The sequence below is a fragment of the Nitrosophilus labii genome, from assembly GCF_014466985.1.
GTDB classification, from domain to species: Bacteria; Campylobacterota; Campylobacteria; order Campylobacterales; family Nitratiruptoraceae; genus Nitrosophilus_A; species Nitrosophilus_A labii.
This window is the reverse complement of the sequence record NZ_AP022826.1, coordinates 1,207,400-1,228,393: the sequence shown is the minus strand read 5'-3', so window position 1 is coordinate 1,228,393 and position 20,994 is coordinate 1,207,400. Positions and strand designations below refer to the sequence as shown.

The following is a 20,994-nucleotide window of genomic DNA, read 5'->3' as shown; positions in this document are numbered from 1 at the left end:
GTATTGTGTTTTATCCTTAAAGTGTTTCAATAAGTTTTATGAGAGTGAAACACTTTGAAGATGAAACAGATGTTTCATCATAAAGACATCAATGCTGGTATCGGCAATGTTTTATGAGCCGATATATGATGTGTTGAAGCGATCTTTAACAATTCACTGTCAATGGCACACAAAAAAAAGATGAAAGAGTCACGTCGTTGATTTTGCCACAAAGACCCTTTTGGGTTCATAAGGACATTGTGTTTATATATGGCATAGATAATAGCAAAAAGCTTTCTAGCTACAATAATGAGACACTCTTTTTTGGCTCATCCTTTGGAGCGATAATTAAGATATATTGTCTAAGTTTATTATTGTGCCGCACGGCTGCAATAGCGGCAAGATAGATTGTCTTTTTGGCCAGTCTTGCCTCCCGTTTGGCCAAATGGCCACCTTTTGAATGCTCTCCAGACTGCTCAAGAGTTGGATAGAGCCCAAGATAGCCGACAAGTACTTTGGAACTGAAAAATCTATCCAAAGGGTCATATTCGGCTAAAAAAGCTAAAATAGTTTTGTCACTAATGCCAGGAATAGTGCGAAGGTTGTCTAAATGTCACTAATAGCCTCTTCATCCTCTTTGGATAGAGGTTTATCATCAAACAGAGCAAGGATGGCTTCTTCAGCTTCTTTGATAGAGGATTGAAGCGTTATAATCATTTGGATATTTGCTCTGATGGTAAAGGCACGTTCCTCTTTGCCATCACCACTATAGACACTGGCTTTTGCGCTATTCAAAAGTTTTTTTGCTTTATGGCTATTCATATTGTTGCCTTTGATACCCCGAAAGATTTTTAAGATTCTATCGACACTACATACTCATAATGCTTGGCTGTTGGATACTTTGCAAGCAGAGCTATTCCAGTAACACTGAAAGGGTCTTTGATAACGGTTTCAAACTTGGGAAAGACAACATTAAGAAGCGTTAATATTTGACGCTTCAAGGATATTAACTGATCTTCCAAAAAGGCTTTGTAGCGATAAAGCGTACGCAAAGATTGGAGCATATTTTCATTAACATACCCTTGACTGCATCATACGCTCTTTAAAAGGGCAGCTATCATCTTTGCGTCGATATTGTCGCTCTTTACCTTTTTCCATTGTATCCATCTCTCGAAATTAGCTGTTTGGTATGGATTTAATAATACCACATAATAGGATAATGAGCGAAGATAACGATAGATGTTTTCAAACAGCATTCCAGTTGCTTTTATCCCGATAAGCACTTCCTCTTTCAAACACTCAAGGGATTGAAGCTTTGTAAGCAGTTTTTGAAAACCTTCATAGTGGTTTACAAAAGAGAAAGGTTTGACAACCAACTGATTGCTCTCATTGATAATACAAGCAACATGACTACGTTTAGCGATATCAATACCCACATAATACATGCTTGACTCCTTCATCTTTGATTCGAACCTTACACAGCCTCCTGAATCTATGGAATGGTGAACAACAACTGTTCCCAATAGCGTTTCATAGGTATATTCAGGTTGGCTCGAATCCAAATAGGCTTTGTTGGGTCATCTCATGACAAGGAACAGCAGATATTCTTCATCGGTGCTATTGGCTGTGAATTGTAAAGAACACATTAACACTTTGCAATGCTAACGCAATCTTGTCCCAATTTCATACACTTTGGATAATGAAATTGGGTAAATATATTATAAGAGGAGCTTTTATGAAGATAGAAATTTTAGGTACAGGTTGTACAAAATGTGCTCAACTTGAAAAAAATGTCCAAGAAGCAGTAGCAAAGAGTGGTAAATTTGTAGAGATTAAAAAAGTGCAAGATATAAATGAGATAATGAAATATGGAGTTATGAGTACTCCTGGTCTTGTAATAGATAAAAAAGTAGTAAGTGTGGGTAAAGTTTTAACGCCTTCTCAAATTTTAGAGTTTATAAAGTAAAATAATGTTTGATTGGTGGCAAAAGGTAGTTGATTATTTAATATATGAAAAATTAAAACTTAGCGGAAAATTTGCAGATGCGCTAGATTTTTTTCTATTTGATACAGTTAAAATATTTTTACTTTTAATAGTTATAATTTTTTTAGTTACATTTATTAGAAGCTATTTTCCAATAGAAAAAGTTAGAGATTATCTATCTAAAAAGCATCCATTATTTGGTCATATATTGGCTGCAGTTTTTGGGATAATTACTCCTTTTTGTACCTGTAGCGCAATTCCGCTGTTTTTAGGATTTTTGCAAGCAAGAATTCCTCTTGGAGTAACATTTAGCTATCTAATATCTGCTCCTATGAATAATGAGATAGCAATTGCTATGCTTTTTGCACTTTTTGGATTTAAAATTACTGCAATTTATATAGGTTTTGGACTGCTGGTTGCTATAGTTGCTGGATTAATAATAGGAAGATTAAACCTTGAAGATGAGATTTTAATAAAGCCACCTCCTATGCAAGATTTACCCGAATGTGAAATAAAAATTGGTTTTAAAGAAAGAGTTATCGATTCTTGGCTTTACACAAAAGATATTTTAAAAAAAGTATGGATATATGTTGTTATGGGTATATCACTTGGGGCTTTTATTCACGGATATGTACCAACAGATTTTATTATTAAATATGCTGGAAATAAGGAGTGGTACAGTGTCATTGTTGCAACAATTTTAGGAATCCCAATGTATTCAAATGCTGCCGGTGTTATGCCTTTAATAGAGGTTTTAGTAGATAAGGGTATGAGTATGGGAACGGCTCTTAGTTTTATGATGGCCATAACTGCTCTTAGTCTTCCTGAAGCTATGATTTTAAAAAGGATTTTATCTTTAAAACTTATTTTAATCTTTTTTGGCACAGTGGGTATCGGAATTATAATTATTGGATATATTTTTAACTGGATATTATAATGGTTTTAGCAGTTGTAATTTTTTTATTAACTTTGATTTTTGTTATATGGCAGCCAAAAGGTCTTAAAATAGGTACAACTGCTGTTATTGGTGCAGTTTTGGCTTTGATTTTTAAAGTTGTATCTTTTGAAGATGTGATAACAGTTATCGATATAGTTTGGGATGCAACTTTAGCTTTTATTGGAATTATAATTATATCTATGATACTTGATGAGATAGGTTTTTTTGAATGGGCTGCTTTGAAAATGGCAAAATTCAGTGGTGGCAGTGGCAAAAAAATGTTTGTTTACTCTCTAATTCTTGGCTCTATTGTTGCTGCTTTTTTTGCAAACGATGGAGCAGCTTTGATTTTAACTCCAATTATACTTTCTAAAATGAGAGTTTTAAAACTTGATAGCAGATCTATCTTTGCTTTTGTTATGGCTGGAGGATTTATAGGAGATAGCGCTTCAAATCCTCTTGTTATATCAAATCTTACAAACATTGTAACAGCTGATTATTTTCATATAGGTTTTTGGGAGTATACAAAAGAGATGTTTTTGCCAAATCTTTTAAGTATATTTGCTTCAATTATAGTTTTATATCTATTTTTTAGAAAAGATATTCCTAAAAAAGTAAATATAAATCTTTTGAAAAACCCTCAAGAGGCTATAAAAAATAGATTTATGTTTAAATTTAGTTGGATATTTTTATCTTTTTTACTAATTGGATATTTTATAGGAGATATTTACCATATTCCTGTTTCTATTTTTGCTTTTGGGGGTGCGATTATATTTTTAATAGTTGCAGCTAAACAAAAAGCTATAAAACCTTGGTTGACACTAAAGATGGCCCCTTGGCAGGTAGTTTGGTTTAGCATAGGGCTGTATATCGTGGTATTTGGTTTAAAAAATGGTGGTTTAACTGATGAGTTGACAAAGATCATTTTGTATTTAAATAATTTAGATGAGAGAATAGCTGTTTTTGGAGTAGGATTTTTATCTGCTTTTCTTAGCTCAATTATGAATAATATGCCAACAATTATGATTATGGATATAGCTTTAGACCAAGCAAATCTTCAAAATTTAGCTTATGCAAATATTCTAGGTTGCAATTTAGGGCCAAAAATGACTCCAATTGGTTCACTTGCCACTCTTCTTTGGCTTCATATTTTGGCAAATAAGGGTGTAAAAATTGGTTGGGGTGAATATATGAAAGTCGGTTTTATAATTACACCTCTTGTTCTTGCATTTTCTCTTTTAGGATTAATATAATTGAATGCTATGAAAAATTACAAAATTTCACTCAGGAGAGTCGAGATTTTTAGTAAAACTAACGCTTGAAAATTTTATTAAAAATTGCTAAGCAGGCGCACTTTTTTAGCCTTTTGGCGAACATAAAATTTTCAAGCTAAAATTTCAAACCCTTCATACAATTTGTAATTTTTCAGAGGTCTCAATTAATTAGAGTATAATTGCATAAAAAATCCAAAGGATTTTTATGAAGCCAAAATTTACTCACCTGCATCTTCATACAGAATACTCCCTTTTGGATGGAGCAAACAAGATAAAAGCGCTTGCCAAAAGATGCAAAGAGCTTGGAATGGATTCGGTTGCAATCACTGATCATGGAAATATGTTCGGCGCCATTGACTTTTACAAAGCTATGAAAGCAGAAGGTATAAAACCTATCATAGGGATAGAAGCATATCTGCACAATCAGAAGGATTTAGGGGATAAATCAACAAAACAGAGATTTCACCTTTGCCTTTTTGCTAAAAACGAAGCCGGATATAAAAATCTTATGTATCTTAGCTCTCAAAGCTATATAAACGGTTTTTACTACTATCCAAGAATAAACAAAAAACTTCTAAAAGAGCACTCTCAAGGGCTTATCTGTACTAGTGCATGTCTTCAAGGAGAGGTGAACTGGCATCTCAATCTCAATAGCGAAAGAAACAAAAAATTTGGTGCAAAAGGGTATGAAGTAGCAAAAGAGATAGCTTTGGAGTATAAAGAGATTTTTGGAGACGATTTCTATCTTGAGCTTATGAGACACGGTATCCACGACCAGCAATATATAGACGAACAGGTTATAAAGCTATCTTTAGAAACCGGCATAAAAATAGTAGCTACGAACGATACTCACTATCTGGTTCAAGAAGATGCGGAACCTCACGAAGCTTTTATGTGTATAGCGATGAATAAACTTTATGACGATCCAAATCGTTTAAGACATTCAGTTCATGAGTTTTATTTAAAATCCCCTCAAGAGATGGCAAAGCTTTTCGCAGATATCCCTGAAGCTTTAGAAAATACCCAAGAGATTGTTGAAAAATGTAACCTTGAGCTAGACCTTGGAAACCCAACGCCGCCAAATTTTAAATTTACCAAGGAGTATGCTAAAAAAGAGGGGGTGGTACTTCCAGAAGATAGTACCTATAGTTTAAAAAATGATGCGGTTTTGTTTGAATATGAATGTAAAAAAGGTCTTGAAAAAAGGCTTCAAAATATACCTAAAGAAGAGCATGAAAAGTACAGGGAGAGACTTAATCACGAAATAAACATTATAAATTCTATGAAGTTTCCAGGCTATATGCTAATAGTTTGGGATTTTGTGAGAGAGGCTAAAGAGAGAGGTATTCCGGTTGGGCCCGGAAGGGGTTCGGCTGCTGGAAGTTTAGTTGCTTACGCATTGGAGATAACAGATATAGATCCTTTAAAATACAATCTACTTTTTGAGAGATTTTTGAATCCTGAGCGTGTAAGTATGCCCGATATCGATATGGACTTTTGCCAAGAACGTAGAGGCGAAATCATCGATTATGTGGTAGAAAAATATGGCCGTTTTAATGTTGCTCAAGTTATAACTTTCGGTTCTTTGCTGGCAAAAGGGGTTATTAGGGATGTGGCTAGAGTTTTGGGAATGAGTTATGCCGATGCGGACAAGATGGCAAAATTGATCCCTGACAAGCTAGGAATAACTTTGCAAAAAGCTTATGAGCAAGAGCCAAAAATAAAAGAACTGATAGAAAATGATCCTCTTGCGGCTAGAGTTTGGAAGTTTGCTCTAGCGTTAGAGGGACTTAAAAGAAATGCCGGAATGCACGCAGCGGGAGTTGTTATAAGCAACGAAGAGCTTTGGCATAAAACTCCTCTTTATAAACCATCCGGCGAAGATACTTTGGTTACTCAATACTCTCTTAACTTCTTAGAAGATGTGGATCTAATAAAGTTTGACTTTTTAGGTTTGAAAACCTTAACCGTTATAGATAACGCTTTAAAACTTGTTGAAAAGAGATATGGCAAAAAACTGGATTGGAACAAAATAGACATAAACGACAAAAAAGTTTATGATCTTATCCAAAGCGGACATACTCTGGGACTGTTCCAGATAGAATCTCAAGGTATGCAGCGCTTAAACGCAAGATTAAAGCCGACAACATTCGAAGATATTATTGCTGTGTTGGCTCTTTACAGGCCTGGGCCGATGGAATCAGGGATGCTTGATGACTTTATAGAGAGAAAACATGGAAGAAAGAAGATATATTATCCTTTTGAAGAGGTGAGTTTTGATGAGTTAAAAGAGACTTTAGAACCCACATACGGGATGATCGTTTATCAAGAACAGGTTATGCAGATAGTGCAGATTATCGGCGGATTTAGCCTTGGCGAAGCAGATATTATCCGCCGAGCTATGGGTAAAAAGAAAAAAAATTTGATGGAAGAGTACAAAAAAGATTTTGTCAAACGTGCCAGTGAGAGAGGATTTGCTCCCGAAAAAAGTCGTGTATTGTTCGAGCTTATAGAAAAATTTGCCGGATATGGGTTCAACAAATCCCACTCGGCGGCTTATGCGATGATAACTTTTCAGACTGCATTTCTCAAAGCCTACTATCCTCAAGAGTTTATGGCTGCACTTTTGACCAGTGAACAAGATAATACTGATAAAATTGTTAAATATGTGGATGAGGTCAAAAGACTCAAAATCAAACTCTTACCTCCTGACATAAAAAAGTCTTCATTAGAGTTTAGCGCCACAAAGATTGATGGTGAAGATGTGATTTTGTTTGGACTAGGTGCGATTAAAGGAGTAGGTGAAAGTGCCGTGTTATCCATACTCGAAGCGAGAGAAGAAAACGGCTTTAATGATCTTGATGACTTTTTACACAAAATTGACCCATCAAAAGTTAACAAAAAGGTTATAGAGTCTTTGATAAAATCCGGAGCTATGGATGTTTTTGGATATAGCAGAAAGACACTGCTTCACAATATCGAAAAGATAGTAGATACTAGCCACGAGATAGCAAGAGCGAAAAAGATGGCGGAAAACTCTCTTTTTGGGGATATGGAAGAGATGACTGCCATCAAGATAGAGCTTGAAGACTTAGGAGAGTTTGAACTAAAAACCATTTTGGAACTTGAAAAAGAGACTTTAGGATTTTACGTATCGGGACATCCTTTAGATAATTTTAGAGAAGAGCTTGAAAAGATAAATTATACGCTTTCAAGTGATCTTGAAAATATTGCAGATGGCAGTGATGCACTTTTTGTAGGTAAAGTGGAAGAGGTAAAAACCAAAATCAGCAAAAAAGGAAACAAGTTTGGTATTGTAAATATCATGGACCTACACGGTAACATTGAACTTATGCTCTTTTCAGACAAATTAGAACAGCTTGAAAATATGGATATAGAGCGTCCAATAGCTTTTAAAGCTTATATTACGAAAGATGGTGATTTTACAAGAATCAGATGTGATAAGATAATGACTTTGGAAGAGGCAAAAGGAGAGAGAGTCGATACGAAAATAGAAGAAAAATATGAAGAGCCTCTTGTTATAAAATTAGAGCTAACACATGAACTTCATCTTCTAGAAGAACTTTACAGAATAGCTCAAAACCATCCTGGAAGAAGGCCTTTGAAGCTTATAATCACTTCAAAACTTCAAGAAGTAGAGATTGAGTCTAACGTTTATGTAAACAGCGATTTAGTCAAAGAGTTATCAAAGATTGAAGGGGTTTATGTTGCGTAGTTAAGTATAATATATTAGTGTATTGGTATATTGGTAGAATAATTTTTTTGCCAATACACCAATTACCAATATACCAATTACCAATAACCAAATATCATACTCTACTCACTAATCATGTTCAATAAAATCAAAACTCAAAAGAGTATGGGATTTTTTCTTTTTTTCTATATGGGGCTTCTCTTCCAGCCCACTCTTTTAGGTCTTCTAGATCAAAAAGCAAGATATTTTTATCTCTGTTTTTTAGAAGTTCGTTGCTAAAGCCGCTTTTTGAAAAAAGGGCGAAAAAGTCCGCTTCAATGTTTGCCACTTTACATTTTTTTTGCAAAGACGTAAGAGTTTTTTTGCAAATTTTGCTGTTTTTCCATTTGCATTCACCAACCACAATTTTGCCGTCTTCCAAAGCTGTTAAGATATCAAGTTCTATTTTTATATCCCAGTAGCTGCCGGTTGAGAGGATGTTTGTAAATCTATCTTTTATAAGTTCGTTTGATAGTTCTTCATAAGTTAGTGAAACAAAATTTTCAAAATCGCTTTGGATAAGCTTTAAAACTTTTTCGAAATTATTCTCTTCCAAATCGTTAATATTTGGTTCTATATATCTGAACCAAAATCTAAAAAAAGGTTTTTCAAATCTGATCTTATGTGAAATTCTGTATTTTCTTAGATTTTTTTTCAGTTTCTGTTTTGGATGGCTTTTTTTTATAGGTTTTTCCCTAGAATACTCTTTTTTAACTATTTTATTTTTTATCAAAGACTCTATTTTATTTTTTGCCTCAAAGTCACTTAAACTTGCCTTTTTAACAGCGCTGTTTATTTTTCTGTCACCTATAGCAAAAATGGATAGGAGTTCGTTTGTAGATAGATGTTTAGATTTTATTAGCTTGTTTTTTATCTCTTTGAAGTTTTTTAAGATTTTTTCTTCGATTTGGGAAAATATCTCATCTTCGAAATCGAGTTTGAAAAAATCCTGTACACCACCAAATACGGAGTAAAACTCAATAGCTTTTTCTATCTCTTCTCTTTTGAAGTTGTTGTAAAATTTTAAAAACTCTTTTTTTATCTTTTTAGTCCTTTGTTTTTTTTAATTATATCAAAAATTAAAGTATAATCTATAAAAAAGGTATTGAAATGAAAAGATATATTTTTATGTTGTTTGCACTCTTTACAATCTCACTTTTTGCTTCCTCCGAAAGAGAGGAAATTATGGAGTCGATAAATGTTTTGGATAGATTTATGGTGATTCCGGAAGAAGGGGTTTCAAGAGAGCTTTTTTCTGATGCTGAAGCAATTGCTATAATTCCGAAAGTATTGAAGGCCGGTTTCATAATAGGAGGCAGATATGGAAAAGGTGTTTTGCTTATAAAAGATAGTATGGGAAGATGGAGTGATCCTCTTTTTATAGAGTTAAAAGGAGGAAGTTTAGGGTGGCAGATAGGCGCTCAGTCGATAGATATTATACTTGTTTTTAAAACCAAAGAGAGTATAAATGAACTTTTGGAAAAAAAGATAACATTGGGAGCTGATGCATCGATAGCAGCCGGACCGGTAGGGAGATCTGCTGCAGCTGCGACTGATGCGAAACTGCAGTCAGAGATTTACTCCTACTCAAGAAGTAAAGGTTTTTTTATAGGTCTATCACTAGCCGGGTCAGTAATAGAACTTGATAAAAAAACTATAGAGAGTTTTTACAAAATACCTTTTTCAAGAGTTAAAGATATTGTTTACCAAAAAGTAAAAAGCGGCGATCCTTTGGTAGAAGAGCTTAAAAACAGACTTTATGATTATTCTAGATAGGAGATTTCGTGTTTCCCTGGGAAGAACCCTCTAAAAGAAACAACAGAAGAAAATCTTTTAGACCAAGGTGCAAAGAGTGCAGAACCAACAAGTTTGTTGTCCCTATAGTTTACGGTTTTGAGGTGAGCGAAGAGCTTCTTGAAAAAGAGAAATTAGGAGAGATAAAAATAGGTGGTGTTTCTAGAAGCGTGGATGCGCCAAACTGGTTTTGTAAAAATTGTGGCAGAGAGTTTTTAAGATGAGATGTGAAAAAACTGGTATAACAGATGTTGAAGAAGTAAAAAAGATTTTAGAAGATGAAGGGTATTTTAATATTTTTGTCTGGAGAGATACGAAAGGAACCTTTTATCCTACACATACCCATCCTTACGATGAGGTTAGATGGGTCATTGAGGGAGAGATAGTTATAGCTAATGATGAAGCAGAGTTTTTGCTAGGTCCTGGAGATAGACTAAACTCTCCGCCAAACACTCCCCACTGGGCAAAAGTGATAAGTAACATTACTTATGTATGCGGTTCTAAAAAGTAGTTATTTTAAAATTTTGAGATAAATTATTTTAAACCTGGATTTTACAATAGACTTTATCACATTAGCACTAAACACCAGGTTTTTGGCAATCAAAAATTTTTTGACTTACTCCAGAGTAGAAAGAGCTAGAAATTTTAAAAGGCCTCTAAATCTCAAACAAAAGCGTAGAGAAACAATTTTTATTGCAAAATCCGGGTTATGCGTATTTACAAAATGTAATAATTATCTATAAAAAAAACATTTTGTTGCAAATACTATAAATCGTTTTGTAATCAAATGTTGTATAATAAAATATTTATAAAAACTACTTTTATCCGTTCAAATTTGTGATTTTTTAAGGTCTTAACAGTAAAAAATGATGAAAAAGTTATATAAATTTAATATTTTCCTTAGCTTTGCTTTTTTAGATTAATTTACTTTTCGAATAACTTAAGTAAGGTCGCTGATTTATGAAAATTGTAATACTAGAAGATGAAGCTGGGTTAAGTTACGCTATAAAACTATTGCTTGAAGCAAATGGACATACGGTATATAATTTTGATACTATTGATATGTTTATAAAACAAATAGATTCTATAAAGCCTATAGATTTGATAATTTTGGATATATCTTTACCGGATGGAAACGCTCTTAAAATGCTTAAGTCTTTTCCTCAAATAAAAGAAGAGTCAAAGATTTTAATAATTTCCGGACATACTGAAATAGAAAATATCAGAACCTCTTTTGAACTTGGAGCTGAAGATTTTATAAAAAAACCTTTCAATCCGGAGGAGCTTCTTTTAAGAGTAAATCGTATTTTTAAACTATTGCAAAAAAATCTCCAACATTTTGGAGATAGATATTATTACGATTGGAGCGCAAGAATGCTTTATAACTCCTACACTCCTGTTGTTTTAAGCCGCACTGAAACAAAACTGTTAGAATTTTTGCTTCGAAATAAAGGAAGATTTTTGTCCCCGCAAACTATTGCAGAGTATGTTTGGGAAGAGAGTGTTCCAAACAATACCGTTGCCGCTCTAGTTAATAGACTAAGAAAAAAACTACAAGAATCAAATGTCATTGTATCCAAACGAGAGATCGGATACGCTATATTATAACCCTCTAAAATCTGTCATTTTCATATCATCTACATAAAGTACAATATTTTGAAAAAAATGGGGGTTATAAAAATGAAAAAAACACTCTTTTTTGCCGGAGTATTGCATATTTTATGTAGCGGTATGGTTGCCGATACTTACAATTATGAACTGCAAACAATAGGTTCCGTCGAGTTTACAGGAGAGGATAGCGTATTGGAGGAACACCTTAAAACGTTTGGCGTTAGAGCAAATAAAAGGTTATCACATAATTGGATGGCGGGTTTAGGATATATGAAAACTAATAATGCCAAATTTGAAAATATAAGCGCTAAAACCGATATAGATAGATATTTTATTAACGCATTTTACGAAATAGATTCTAACAAAGAATATACTCCTTATCTAATAACCGGGTTAGGATATCAGGATTTTGAAAGAGAGTTGCAAAATGCTAAAAGCGGCATTGTTGCTCAAGCCGGAATAGGTTTTAAAACAGATATAACTCAACATCTGCAATTTTTGTTGGAAGGGAAATTTCTTAGAGATTTTGAGAATGCCACTAACGACTTTATCGTAAGTGCCGGTTTATCGATACCATTCGGATACGAACCTAAATCTGCTCCTAAGCCTATTGTAAAACCGGAAGATAGCGATAAAGACGGAGTTGTCGATAGTGACGATTTATGTCCTAATACTCCGTTTGGAATAAAGGTTGGTCCTGATGGATGTCCTCCGGATAGCGATAAAGACGGAGTGTACGATTATAAAGATAGATGTCCTGCTACTCCGGTGGGAGTTGAAGTTGATGAGAATGGTTGCTGTTTAGATAGCGATAATGACGGTGTAGTGGATTTTAAAGATAAGTGTCCTAATACTCCAAAAGGAGCAAAAGTTGATGAGAATGGATGTTGTGTAGATAGTGATAATGACGGTGTTCCAGATTTTAAAGATAAGTGTTTGGATACTCCAGAAGGCTTTGATGTGGATCAACAAGGTTGTCCTATAGTATATAACTTTATGATAAATTTTGATTTCAATAGCGCAAAAATCAAATCCAAATATCTATCTAAAATAGAAGAGTTTGCCGAGTTTATGAAAGAAAATAGAACATACAAAGCCGAGATCCAAGGACATACCGATAACAAAGGCTCAAATAGATATAATAAAAAATTATCCTTGCAACGAGCCAAATCAGTATATGATATGTTGATAAAATTTGGAGTGGAAGCAGATAGACTTACTTATGTAGGTTATGGTGAAGAAAAACCTATTGCAAGTAACGATACTGAAAGCGGTAGAGCTAAAAATAGAAGAGTAGAAGCGCAACTTTTTACAAAATAGTAAAAATCAAAGATGGCGGTTAAGTTTTTTAACCGCATCTTTATCAAATTTTGTATTAAATAATTCATATTAAATAAAAAAAAACCGTAACTTTACGATAATGAGTATAAATATCTATAAGGTAATATCGTGCTGAAAAAAACTCAATCTTTTGCCAGCGCTTTTTATCACGACATTAAAAATAAACTCGGAACTATACGTTTTAGCTTAAGCCTACTTATAAACAATGTGATTGAAGATCGGTTAGAAAAAGAGAAACTTCTAAAAAATGCGCTATTATCTGTAGAGAAAACAATAGATATGCTTCAAGATTTTATAGAGTTGCAGCGATTTAAACAAAACAGAAGATTAAAACAAGAGTCTATAGATATTGTTAAGCTTTTTTACGAAATTAAATATGAGCTTGAACCGGATTTACAAGTCCAAAAAGTTAAACTTTTCATATTTAGCGATTCTAATGAAACTAAGATTATAGCCAATAGACTTTGGCTTAAAAAGGCTCTTTTCAATATAGTTCATAACGCGGTCAAATACAACAAAAAAGATGGAAAAGTAGCTATATCTATCGTAAAATACAAATCGTGGTGGTTATTGAAGATAGAGGATACCGGAAAAGGGTTAACGCAAGAGGAAGCGGTCAAAATCTTTGATAAATACTTTAGCACATCTGAGAAAAATTCCGGAACAGGTCTTGGCCTTACTATGAGCAAACGGGTAATCGAGAGTTTTGGAGGCAGGCTTGAACTTCAAAGCAAACCGGATGTTGGAACAACGTTTTACATCTATCTTCCAAATATATCAAAACAGATAAAAATAAAACGCCTATCTGCCATTTTGGCCGCTGCAAGTGTAGCGGTACTTTTTGGTTTAGACTATTACTACTGTCTAGTACCTCAAAAGATTGATGTAAAAGCATCCGGCGAACAGATAGTTTTGCATCTGGAAAATGATTTGGTCGCACGTTTTTATAAAAACGATAGATACGAAATTTTTGCTTACAAAAATCTTTTCAATACAAAAACGAGAACAGAGATATCCTTAGATAAAGCCAATCTTTATCTAACGACCGCCTCAAATCCGGTAACGGTTTATACTAAAAAAAGTGTTTGGCAAAATCTTGGAACCGAATTTGAGACGATCGTTGATGAGAAAGAGACTTCCGTTAGCGTATATAAAGGTGCGGTAGCTTCAAAAGATTTAAAGGTAAAACAAAATGAAGGAGTTATCTACACTCAAAAAGGCTTTAAAAAGAGTCCATTACCAAAAGCTGTTGAAGGTCTTAGAATAAATAGAAATAAAGAAGGCGTTATTACTCTTAGCTGGATAAGTCCTTATAAAAGTTTTAGAGTTATAGCAAGTAGGGATAAATTTTTTACATTGCCTGGTAGAGTTATTTCTAGTTCAAAAAAAGAGGTTAGATTTAACTCTTTAGACGACGGAATATGGTACTTTTTGGTTCAAGCCGAAGAGAAAAAACTTTTTAGTATGCCAAAGAGAACAAAAATATTGTCTCTTACAAACTACTTGAAAGCTAAAAAAGCCTTTGAAGAGAATGATTTGCTGCTTGCTACAGTTTTTATCAAAAAGAGTATTTCAACAATCAACGAAGTAGACTCAAGGCCATATACTCTATATGGAGAGATATTTTATAAACAAAAGATGTATTTAAAGGCGTTAAAATTTTTTCAAAAGGCTATTGAAATTGGCGATAAAGACGAAGATCATTTTTGGAAAGTTAAAACACTATATCGATTGAAGAAGTATAAAGAGGCAATTAAAAGTGCAAACCATCTACTCTTATCTACAAAGTATAAAAACTCATCAAAACTTTATCTAGTATTGGCAAAAAGCTATTTTGAGTTAAAGGATCTTAAAAATTCGGAAAAATATTTGTGGAGGGTTTTAGAGATCTGTCCAAAAGATAAAGTTGCCCTAGATTTGATGCTTAGATTGCAAAAACAAAAAGGGGATAAATTTTTAATAAAAACCTTTGAAGAATTATTAAGGAATGGTTATGACTATTGAGAATGCAATAAAAAAATCGGAACTTGTTTCAATAGAAGGTGAAAACAAAAGTGGTAAATTGACGTTTTCTCTGTTTATAACAGCAAATATTTTTTATGATAACAGTTTAGTTATGTTTTCATCTTTTCCAAAATCCTTGATGTTAAAAAGATTAAGTGCGATTGCGTATTTGGGAGATAAAAAAGTTGCTAATATCATAAATTCGATGAATATCCTCTGTTTAAAAGAGAATTTCAAAGAGCTAAAAAGAAGATTTGGATATAAATTTATGATAGAGGATATAAAAAGGGTTATCGAAAAAGATAGCTGTAAAACACTACTTTTTCATAGACTTGATCTTTTTTTTGAAATACAAGAGAGAGATGATGCGGAGCAGTTTATAGAGGAGCTTATAGAGATTAAAGAGTTGTATGATATAAAACTTTTAATAACTTCATCTGCTTCCAATAATCCAAACAACTTTATTAATGAGATTTTAGAAAATTATACAGATATGAATCTATATATAGAAAAAGAGAATCGTATTGAGATAAAAGTTCAAAGTTCAATTTTTCCTGTACAACATTTAAGATATCTTTTTCAATTAGAAAATAAAACTCTAAAACTAAAACCTTTAAAAGAAAATGAAACGTCAAATCTTGTTACACAAGAAACTCAAGCAGAAAAACCTTTAAAAAAGATTTTGCTCATTTCGCAAGATACGGAACTAATAAATTTACATAGATTCTTATTTGATCGAGAGAGTTATATTTTTGATACAGCTTCATCGCTTTCAGAGACTATCCAGAAGATACTTGAGGGACCAGATCTGATCATTTACAATCCGCCTGATGAGAGTTACGATCTTGAGGTTTGCACTATCATAAAAAATAACAATTTAAGATCTAAACTTATTTACATAGTAAACAAAGAATATGTTAGGCAAAGTGATAAAATGAATGCGATAAATGCCGGTTGTTACGAGATATTTTCTAAAAATTTTATATTTGAAGAGTACATTTTGACATTGGAGAGAATTATACAAAACCATTTTTATACTACTTTAATACAGCAGCTTCCAAACAATATGGAGATTATAAAAAATTTACAACATTTTTGCAATATAATCGACGGTTTTTGGCACAATAGAATCTACGCTAGCATAATTTCGGCAAAAACTAATATTTCCAAAGAGATTCTGTTTTCAAAAATAAGAGAGAAAGATATAATGTTTTATGATGAGAAAAGAGTTATATTTTGTTTGATAAGTCTCAGAAAGGAGATAGCCAAAACGGTAATAGACAAAATGAAAGCTTTTACTGACGAAACTAAAGAGAACTTTTTTGAAACAGAACATATAATCGATACAACAATATGGAAAGAACATAAAGAGGAGATATGTAAAAAATGAAAAAGATATTAACTTTGGTTTTTTTGATATTTTTTACTAGTGGCTATGCTCTTGATTTAGATGTTTCAACATTGATGAAAAAAGTATCAAATAATCCTAAAGATGTAGAAAACAGATTGGTTTTAGCAAGATATTTTTTAGAAAAAAATCAGTATGAAGAGGCAAAAAAATTATTGAAAGAGATTTTAAAAGTTGAGCCTACCAACAAATATGCAAAAAGTATGTTACAAAAGATAAATGCGGCCGAATATATATCTTCGTTTATACAAAATCATAAAAATTTAGATAATTTAATTGAAGAGTTATACCGAAAAAGCAGATATAAAGAGCTTTTGAATTTTTATAAAAAATTTAATCTTCTTTATACTTCAAAAGAGAATCTATTTAAAGACTCCTCTTATATTAAAATAGCGAGAGTTGCTATGTGGGAAGGAGAGTATAACCTTTCTTTAAAAGTTTTGAAAAAAGTAAAAGATAAAAAAAGTTTGGATTTTTTTGAGATAAAAGCGGCAGACTGCTACTACTTATCGAGATTTAAGTGTGCAAAAAAGTACTATCAATATCTTTTTCAAGCTACGGGAGATTTGGAGTATGGTGAAAAACTTTTAGATATCTATATAGCCATTGGTGAAATTGAGCAGGCAAAAAAGATACTTTACTCTTTAAAGCGTATAAAAAAGAGCGATTTGATCTTAAAGTACCAAGAGAAAATCGATAAACTTGAAAGAAAGTATTTGCAAAATTTGTGGGATAAATATAAAAAAGATCCATCATTTGAAAACATGCAAACTTTAGCTTATATACTCTATAACGAAGATCCTAAAAAAGCTATCTCTCTTATAAAAGGATACATAAAAGAGAATCCTACCGATAAAAACGCGATATTGTTTCTAGCAAAGATACTCTCTTGGAGAGGCGATAATAAAGAGGCTATGAAACTTTTAGCGAAGTTTCAAGAGAGTGACGACAATAGAGCCAAACTTCTATTTGGCAAGATACTTGCTTGGCAGGGAGATTATGATAGAGCCGTTCATTTTCTATCTGATGTTTACGCTAACGGAACTGAAAAACAAAAATATGAAGCAAAAAAGATGTTAGGATATGTCTATATGTGGAGAGATCAAAAAGGTAAAGCGAAAGAGATTTTTGAAGCTATACTAAAAAACAATCCTAATGATGAAGAGGTTAAAGAGTCTTTATTGGTTATTAAAGGTGAGGTTAAACCACTTATAAAAAAGTATGAGAAAGAGTTGGCTAAAGATCCAACAAATGAGACAATTATCTTAAAATTGGCCGATTACTATTATATGATAAAAGAGTATAAAAAAGCGGCAAACTATTATGAAAAGTATCTAAAACTGCATCCGGAAAAAATAGAAATATATAAAACTCTCGGCGATATTTACTTGGAGCTGAAAGAGTATTATAAAGGGTTTGGCTACTGGGAGTATTACGCTAACTATTTAAATACAAAAGAGTCTTTTTATCAACTAGCCCTACGATACTACTGGAATGGATTTAATAATGAAGCGCTGTTAGCTTTAAACGATCTTTTAAAAAAGTATCCAGATTATAAAGAAGCCACTCTATTAAAAGCGAAGATATTGAAAGTCAACCCAAGATTTGTAACTTCAAAAAGTTCCGCTACTATCGATGAATATTTTCAAAATAGGAGCAAAAAGATTTTGGCAATGGCAGATAGGGTTTACTTTGCAAATCTTTATGAGAGTGCGGCTAACTACTATAAGAGTTATTTAACGCTTGAACCGGAAGATTACGAGGCAAGAGAGAAGTATGCTTACGCGTTGGAGTTTTCTAAAGATTACGCAAAAGCAGCGGGAGAGTTTTATCTACTTTTTTGGATTAAAAAGACTCCCTTGATAGAGTATCATTATGCGTATAACCTACAAAATATGGGAGATATAAAAAAAGCCGAAAAGATTTATAAGAAACTTATAAAAGAGGTTCCAAAACCGGTTCTTCCTTTTATTAAAAAATTTTTAGAGGAGTGGAAAAAAGCTTGGGAGTCGATGGATATAAAAGAGTATATAAATTTTTACGATGATAAAATTGCAAAAAATACGGCTTGGAGATTGAAAAAAGAGGCTCTTTTTAGAAAAAATGGATTTGTTTCCGTATCTATTTACGATCCGCTTTTGGTTTCTAAAGCGGGAAACCTATATGAAGTTAAGTTTTATCAAGTGTACGCTTCAAAGATTAAAAAAGATGAAGGGTATAAAACTCTGCTCATTAAGTGTGAGGATTATCGTTGCAAAATATTAAAAGAGAGTTGGAAGCCGGGAAAATATACTCCGTACAAAAAAGATAGCAGTTTGGAGTTTTACATAAAAGAGCGTCTAAAAGAGATTGAAAAGAGGAAAAAAAAAGGTGATAAAAAAGAGAATGTAAAAGGTAAAAGTATAGAGTTGGATAAAGATGTTAAAAAAAATCCTAAACAGGAGGAAAAAGTATTAAACATCACTCATTTGGAACCGGTAAAATTAACTAAGAAAAAAGTCGTACCCAAAATGTATGTAAAAAAAGAGAAAAATATAGATAGTAATGATTGGGAGATAGAGGGCGGTTTAGACTATTTTCACGACAATCAGGATATAGATATGTTAACCCATAGTTTAAAGATTTCAAAAAATATAAACAATACTTTTTGGATTTACGCCTTTTTAAAGGGGTATAATCTAACTGATAACGATGAGAGTTGTAGCGGTAACTACTATGGATTAGGTTTAAAAAAAGAGAACTATTTTGGAGATGTTGTTTTTGATAAAAGCGGCTCAAACAGTAAAACCGGGTGGAGTTTGGGCTATAATACTCTTTTTTTGGGAAATAGTTTAACTTTTAAACTAGATAGAAAAAATCTTGTCTATTCAAGAAGAACTTGTTGTTCAAAAGAGCTTATGAGAGTAAAGGGTGAAGTAAGCGGTTATAGACAGTTAAGTCATAAGAGAGGATTATGGTGGTCTTTGGCTTATGAAGATATTGAAGATGATAATAGGGTTTTAACTCCCCAATTTGATTATGAGTTTTATGATAAGAGTTTTGGTAAGTTAGACTCTATATACTATCTATCCGGATGGTATCAATTTAACGACAAAACAACTTCTTGTTATTACTCACCTGATAAAATTGACAACAATCTAATCGGTATAAAAGCCTATTATCCGATAAATAAAAAGTTAACTCTTCAAGTAAAAGGGGCGTTGGGTTACAGTTTTTGGGAAGAGACTTTGCTTTATAAAGCCGGATTTTGGTTAAAGAGTGATTCAACTATAAAATATTTTGCGGAGATAGGGTGCGATTTTAGCAATAGCTCTACCTCTGGTACGCAAACGGGATATCAGAGTTTAGAGTGTGGTTTGCATGTAAGGAAGATGTGGTGATAAAGGGTTTTATAGTAATCTTTTTAAGCCTCTTTTTAATTTTAGCTCTTGGTAGTTTACTATATTTTTATTATAACTATTTTTATCATATACAAAATATTTTTGTTCAGATAGGTGTTGGTATTGTTCTTTTTTTTACCACGCTAGTAATATTGAGATATATGTTATTGCTTTTTTTCTCAATATTAAAGACTATTCAAAAGAGTGCAGATGAAGAAGATAAACCACAAAAGGGTGAACTTAAAAGAGTTACTATAATAGTGCCAGCTTTTAACGAGGAGGTTGTGATAGAAAAGTCGTTACAATCGTTAATTGAGCAGACATATCCAAATTTGGAGATATTGGTTATTGATGACGGTTCAAAAGATAGAACTTATGTTAAAGCAAAGAAGTTAGAGTTTACAAAGAGTAGCAGAAGTTTGAAGGTTTATAGGAAGAAAAACGGAGGCAAAGCGAATGCTATAAATTTCGGGATAGAGCATGCAAGCGGAGAATTGATAATGGTAGTAGATGCGGATTCAAAACTGGATAAAAACGCCGTATTGTTGATGGCTGCTTATTTTAACGATGAAGAGATTGCGGCTGTTGCGGGATCGGTTTATGTTAGCAATCAAAATAGTCTTCTTACCAAACTCCAAGCCCTTGAGTATATAGAAGGACTTAATATGGTAAGAAACGGACAAGCTTTTTTGAAGCTTGTCAATATTATTCCGGGTCCTATAGGAATGTTTCGAAAGAGCGCACTGATAGAAGTTGGCATGTATGATGACGATACATTTGCGGAAGATTGCGATGTGACTCTTAAACTGATTGCAAATGGTTATAAGATAGAGTTTGAATCAGATGCGATAGCATATACTGAAGTACCAGAACATCTACTTGATCTTATAAAACAGCGCTACAGATGGACAAGGGGTATATTGCAATCCATTAGAAAGCACAGGAAACTGCTTTGGAACTTTAAAAAATCTCCCTCAGTTTCATTTGTGCTTTGGTATATGCTTTTTGAAGCGGTTTTTTGGCCGTTTATGGATATTTGGGCAAATATTTTTATGATATATTTGGCTTTGATATCCGGTGTAAGTATGCTAATCTTTTTTTGGTGGGCAATGTTTACTATTTTAGATATGGCAGGAGCATTGTATTGTGTACTTATAACCGGTGAAAAGCTCTCTTTAGTTTTTTATGCTGTTTTTTATCGGCTTTTTTTTATTACGATTATAAATATTTCAAAGATATTGGCGACTATTGAGGAGTGGTACGGTATAGAGATGAGCTGGGGAAAACTTGAAAGAAAAGGAAATTTATGAATCTACTCGGTTTTTTGTCTGTACTGATTTTAATTATAACGATAATGACATTGGTCTTTGGTGTTATCGCCTATTTTCTATATAAAGCCAGAGAAAAAAAGAAAAAAAACTTATCCAAAGGGATTACGTACGAGGAGGCACTTAAGCAAGTAGGCGATGAATATGTATATTTTGAGTAGGGAGCAAAAAGTGTATAACCGATATGGCCCATTTGTTTT

Annotated in this window: 17 protein-coding genes and 1 pseudogene; 14 read left to right on the top strand and 4 right to left on the bottom strand. The window is 32.9% G+C overall.

Annotation, left to right across the window (positions count from 1 at the left end):
- Window positions 1-280 precede the first annotated feature (280 nt).
- The 3 genes and pseudogenes from NIL_RS06150 to NIL_RS06140 form a co-directional block, all read right to left on the bottom strand.
- A pseudogene (locus NIL_RS06150) lies at window positions 281-574 on the bottom strand (IS110 family transposase); the annotation flags it as partial.
- Between the two features lie 11 nt (window positions 575-585).
- The gene (locus NIL_RS06145; protein ID WP_187646936.1) at window positions 586-801 is read right to left on the bottom strand and encodes a hypothetical protein; all 216 of its coding nucleotides are present in this window, start codon (window positions 799-801) and stop codon (window positions 586-588) included.
- Between the two features lie 269 nt (window positions 802-1,070).
- A complete protein-coding gene (locus NIL_RS06140) occupies window positions 1,071-1,439 on the bottom strand; it encodes an IS110 family transposase (protein ID WP_187646935.1) in 369 nt (122 codons plus the stop codon).
- A gap of 275 nt (window positions 1,440-1,714) precedes the next feature.
- On the opposite strand from NIL_RS06140, the gene NIL_RS06135 reads away from it, so the two are divergent.
- The 4 genes from NIL_RS06135 (at window position 1,715) to dnaE (ending at window position 7,910) form a co-directional block, all read left to right on the top strand.
- Window positions 1,715-1,945: a thioredoxin family protein gene (locus NIL_RS06135; protein WP_187646934.1), complete on the top strand. Its 231-nt coding sequence runs from the start codon at window positions 1,715-1,717 to the stop codon at window positions 1,943-1,945.
- A gap of 4 nt (window positions 1,946-1,949) precedes the next feature.
- Complete coding sequence (locus NIL_RS06130) at window positions 1,950-2,900, top strand: permease (protein WP_187646933.1); 951 nt, start codon at window positions 1,950-1,952, stop codon at window positions 2,898-2,900.
- Window positions 2,900-4,153 (top strand): arsenic transporter, encoded by a 1,254-nt coding sequence (locus tag NIL_RS06125; protein WP_187646932.1) that lies wholly within the window; start codon window positions 2,900-2,902, stop codon window positions 4,151-4,153. The genes NIL_RS06130 and NIL_RS06125 overlap by 1 nt, the downstream gene beginning before the upstream one ends.
- A 226-nt stretch (window positions 4,154-4,379) precedes the next feature.
- The gene (gene dnaE / locus NIL_RS06120; RefSeq protein ID WP_187646931.1) at window positions 4,380-7,910 is read left to right on the top strand and encodes a DNA polymerase III subunit alpha; all 3,531 of its coding nucleotides are present in this window, start codon (window positions 4,380-4,382) and stop codon (window positions 7,908-7,910) included.
- 127 nt (window positions 7,911-8,037) lie between these two features.
- Here the strand turns inward: dnaE and NIL_RS06115 are convergent, their stop codons facing one another.
- On the bottom strand, window positions 8,038-8,661 hold the full coding sequence (locus NIL_RS06115; RefSeq protein ID WP_187646930.1) for a DUF234 domain-containing protein: 624 nt from the start codon (window positions 8,659-8,661) through the stop codon (window positions 8,038-8,040).
- Between the two features lie 377 nt (window positions 8,662-9,038).
- Between NIL_RS06115 and NIL_RS06110 the strand changes: the two genes are divergently transcribed.
- The 10 genes from NIL_RS06110 (at window position 9,039) to NIL_RS06065 (ending at window position 20,955) form a co-directional block, all read left to right on the top strand.
- Window positions 9,039-9,704 (top strand): lipid-binding SYLF domain-containing protein, encoded by a 666-nt coding sequence (locus tag NIL_RS06110; RefSeq protein ID WP_187646929.1) that lies wholly within the window; start codon window positions 9,039-9,041, stop codon window positions 9,702-9,704.
- 8 nt (window positions 9,705-9,712) lie between these two features.
- Window positions 9,713-9,946: a hypothetical protein gene (locus tag NIL_RS06105; RefSeq protein ID WP_187646928.1), complete on the top strand. Its 234-nt coding sequence runs from the start codon at window positions 9,713-9,715 to the stop codon at window positions 9,944-9,946.
- The gene (locus tag NIL_RS06100; protein WP_187646927.1) at window positions 9,943-10,233 is read left to right on the top strand and encodes a cupin domain-containing protein; all 291 of its coding nucleotides are present in this window, start codon (window positions 9,943-9,945) and stop codon (window positions 10,231-10,233) included. The genes NIL_RS06105 and NIL_RS06100 overlap by 4 nt, the downstream gene beginning before the upstream one ends.
- Before the next feature lie 449 nt (window positions 10,234-10,682).
- Window positions 10,683-11,330: a response regulator transcription factor gene (locus NIL_RS06095; protein WP_187646926.1), complete on the top strand. Its 648-nt coding sequence runs from the start codon at window positions 10,683-10,685 to the stop codon at window positions 11,328-11,330.
- Window positions 11,331-11,402: 72 nt separating this feature from the next.
- A complete protein-coding gene (locus NIL_RS06090) occupies window positions 11,403-12,653 on the top strand; it encodes an OmpA family protein (protein ID WP_187646925.1) in 1,251 nt (416 codons plus the stop codon).
- Window positions 12,654-12,782: 129 nt separating this feature from the next.
- Window positions 12,783-14,678 carry an ATP-binding protein gene (locus NIL_RS06085; RefSeq protein ID WP_187646924.1) on the top strand — a complete coding sequence of 632 codons (1,896 nt, stop codon included), beginning with the start codon at window positions 12,783-12,785 and terminating at the stop codon, window positions 14,676-14,678.
- The gene (locus NIL_RS06080; RefSeq protein WP_187646923.1) at window positions 14,668-16,068 is read left to right on the top strand and encodes a DNA-binding transcriptional response regulator; all 1,401 of its coding nucleotides are present in this window, start codon (window positions 14,668-14,670) and stop codon (window positions 16,066-16,068) included. Before NIL_RS06085 ends, NIL_RS06080 begins: the two co-directional genes overlap by 11 nt.
- A complete protein-coding gene (locus NIL_RS06075; RefSeq protein ID WP_187646922.1) occupies window positions 16,065-19,466 on the top strand; it encodes a tetratricopeptide repeat protein in 3,402 nt (1,133 codons plus the stop codon). The genes NIL_RS06080 and NIL_RS06075 overlap by 4 nt, the downstream gene beginning before the upstream one ends.
- The gene (locus tag NIL_RS06070; protein WP_187646921.1) at window positions 19,463-20,776 is read left to right on the top strand and encodes a glycosyltransferase family 2 protein; all 1,314 of its coding nucleotides are present in this window, start codon (window positions 19,463-19,465) and stop codon (window positions 20,774-20,776) included. The genes NIL_RS06075 and NIL_RS06070 overlap by 4 nt, the downstream gene beginning before the upstream one ends.
- The gene (locus tag NIL_RS06065; protein ID WP_187646920.1) at window positions 20,773-20,955 is read left to right on the top strand and encodes a hypothetical protein; all 183 of its coding nucleotides are present in this window, start codon (window positions 20,773-20,775) and stop codon (window positions 20,953-20,955) included. The genes NIL_RS06070 and NIL_RS06065 overlap by 4 nt, the downstream gene beginning before the upstream one ends.
- The last annotated feature ends 39 nt before the right edge of the window (window positions 20,956-20,994 follow it).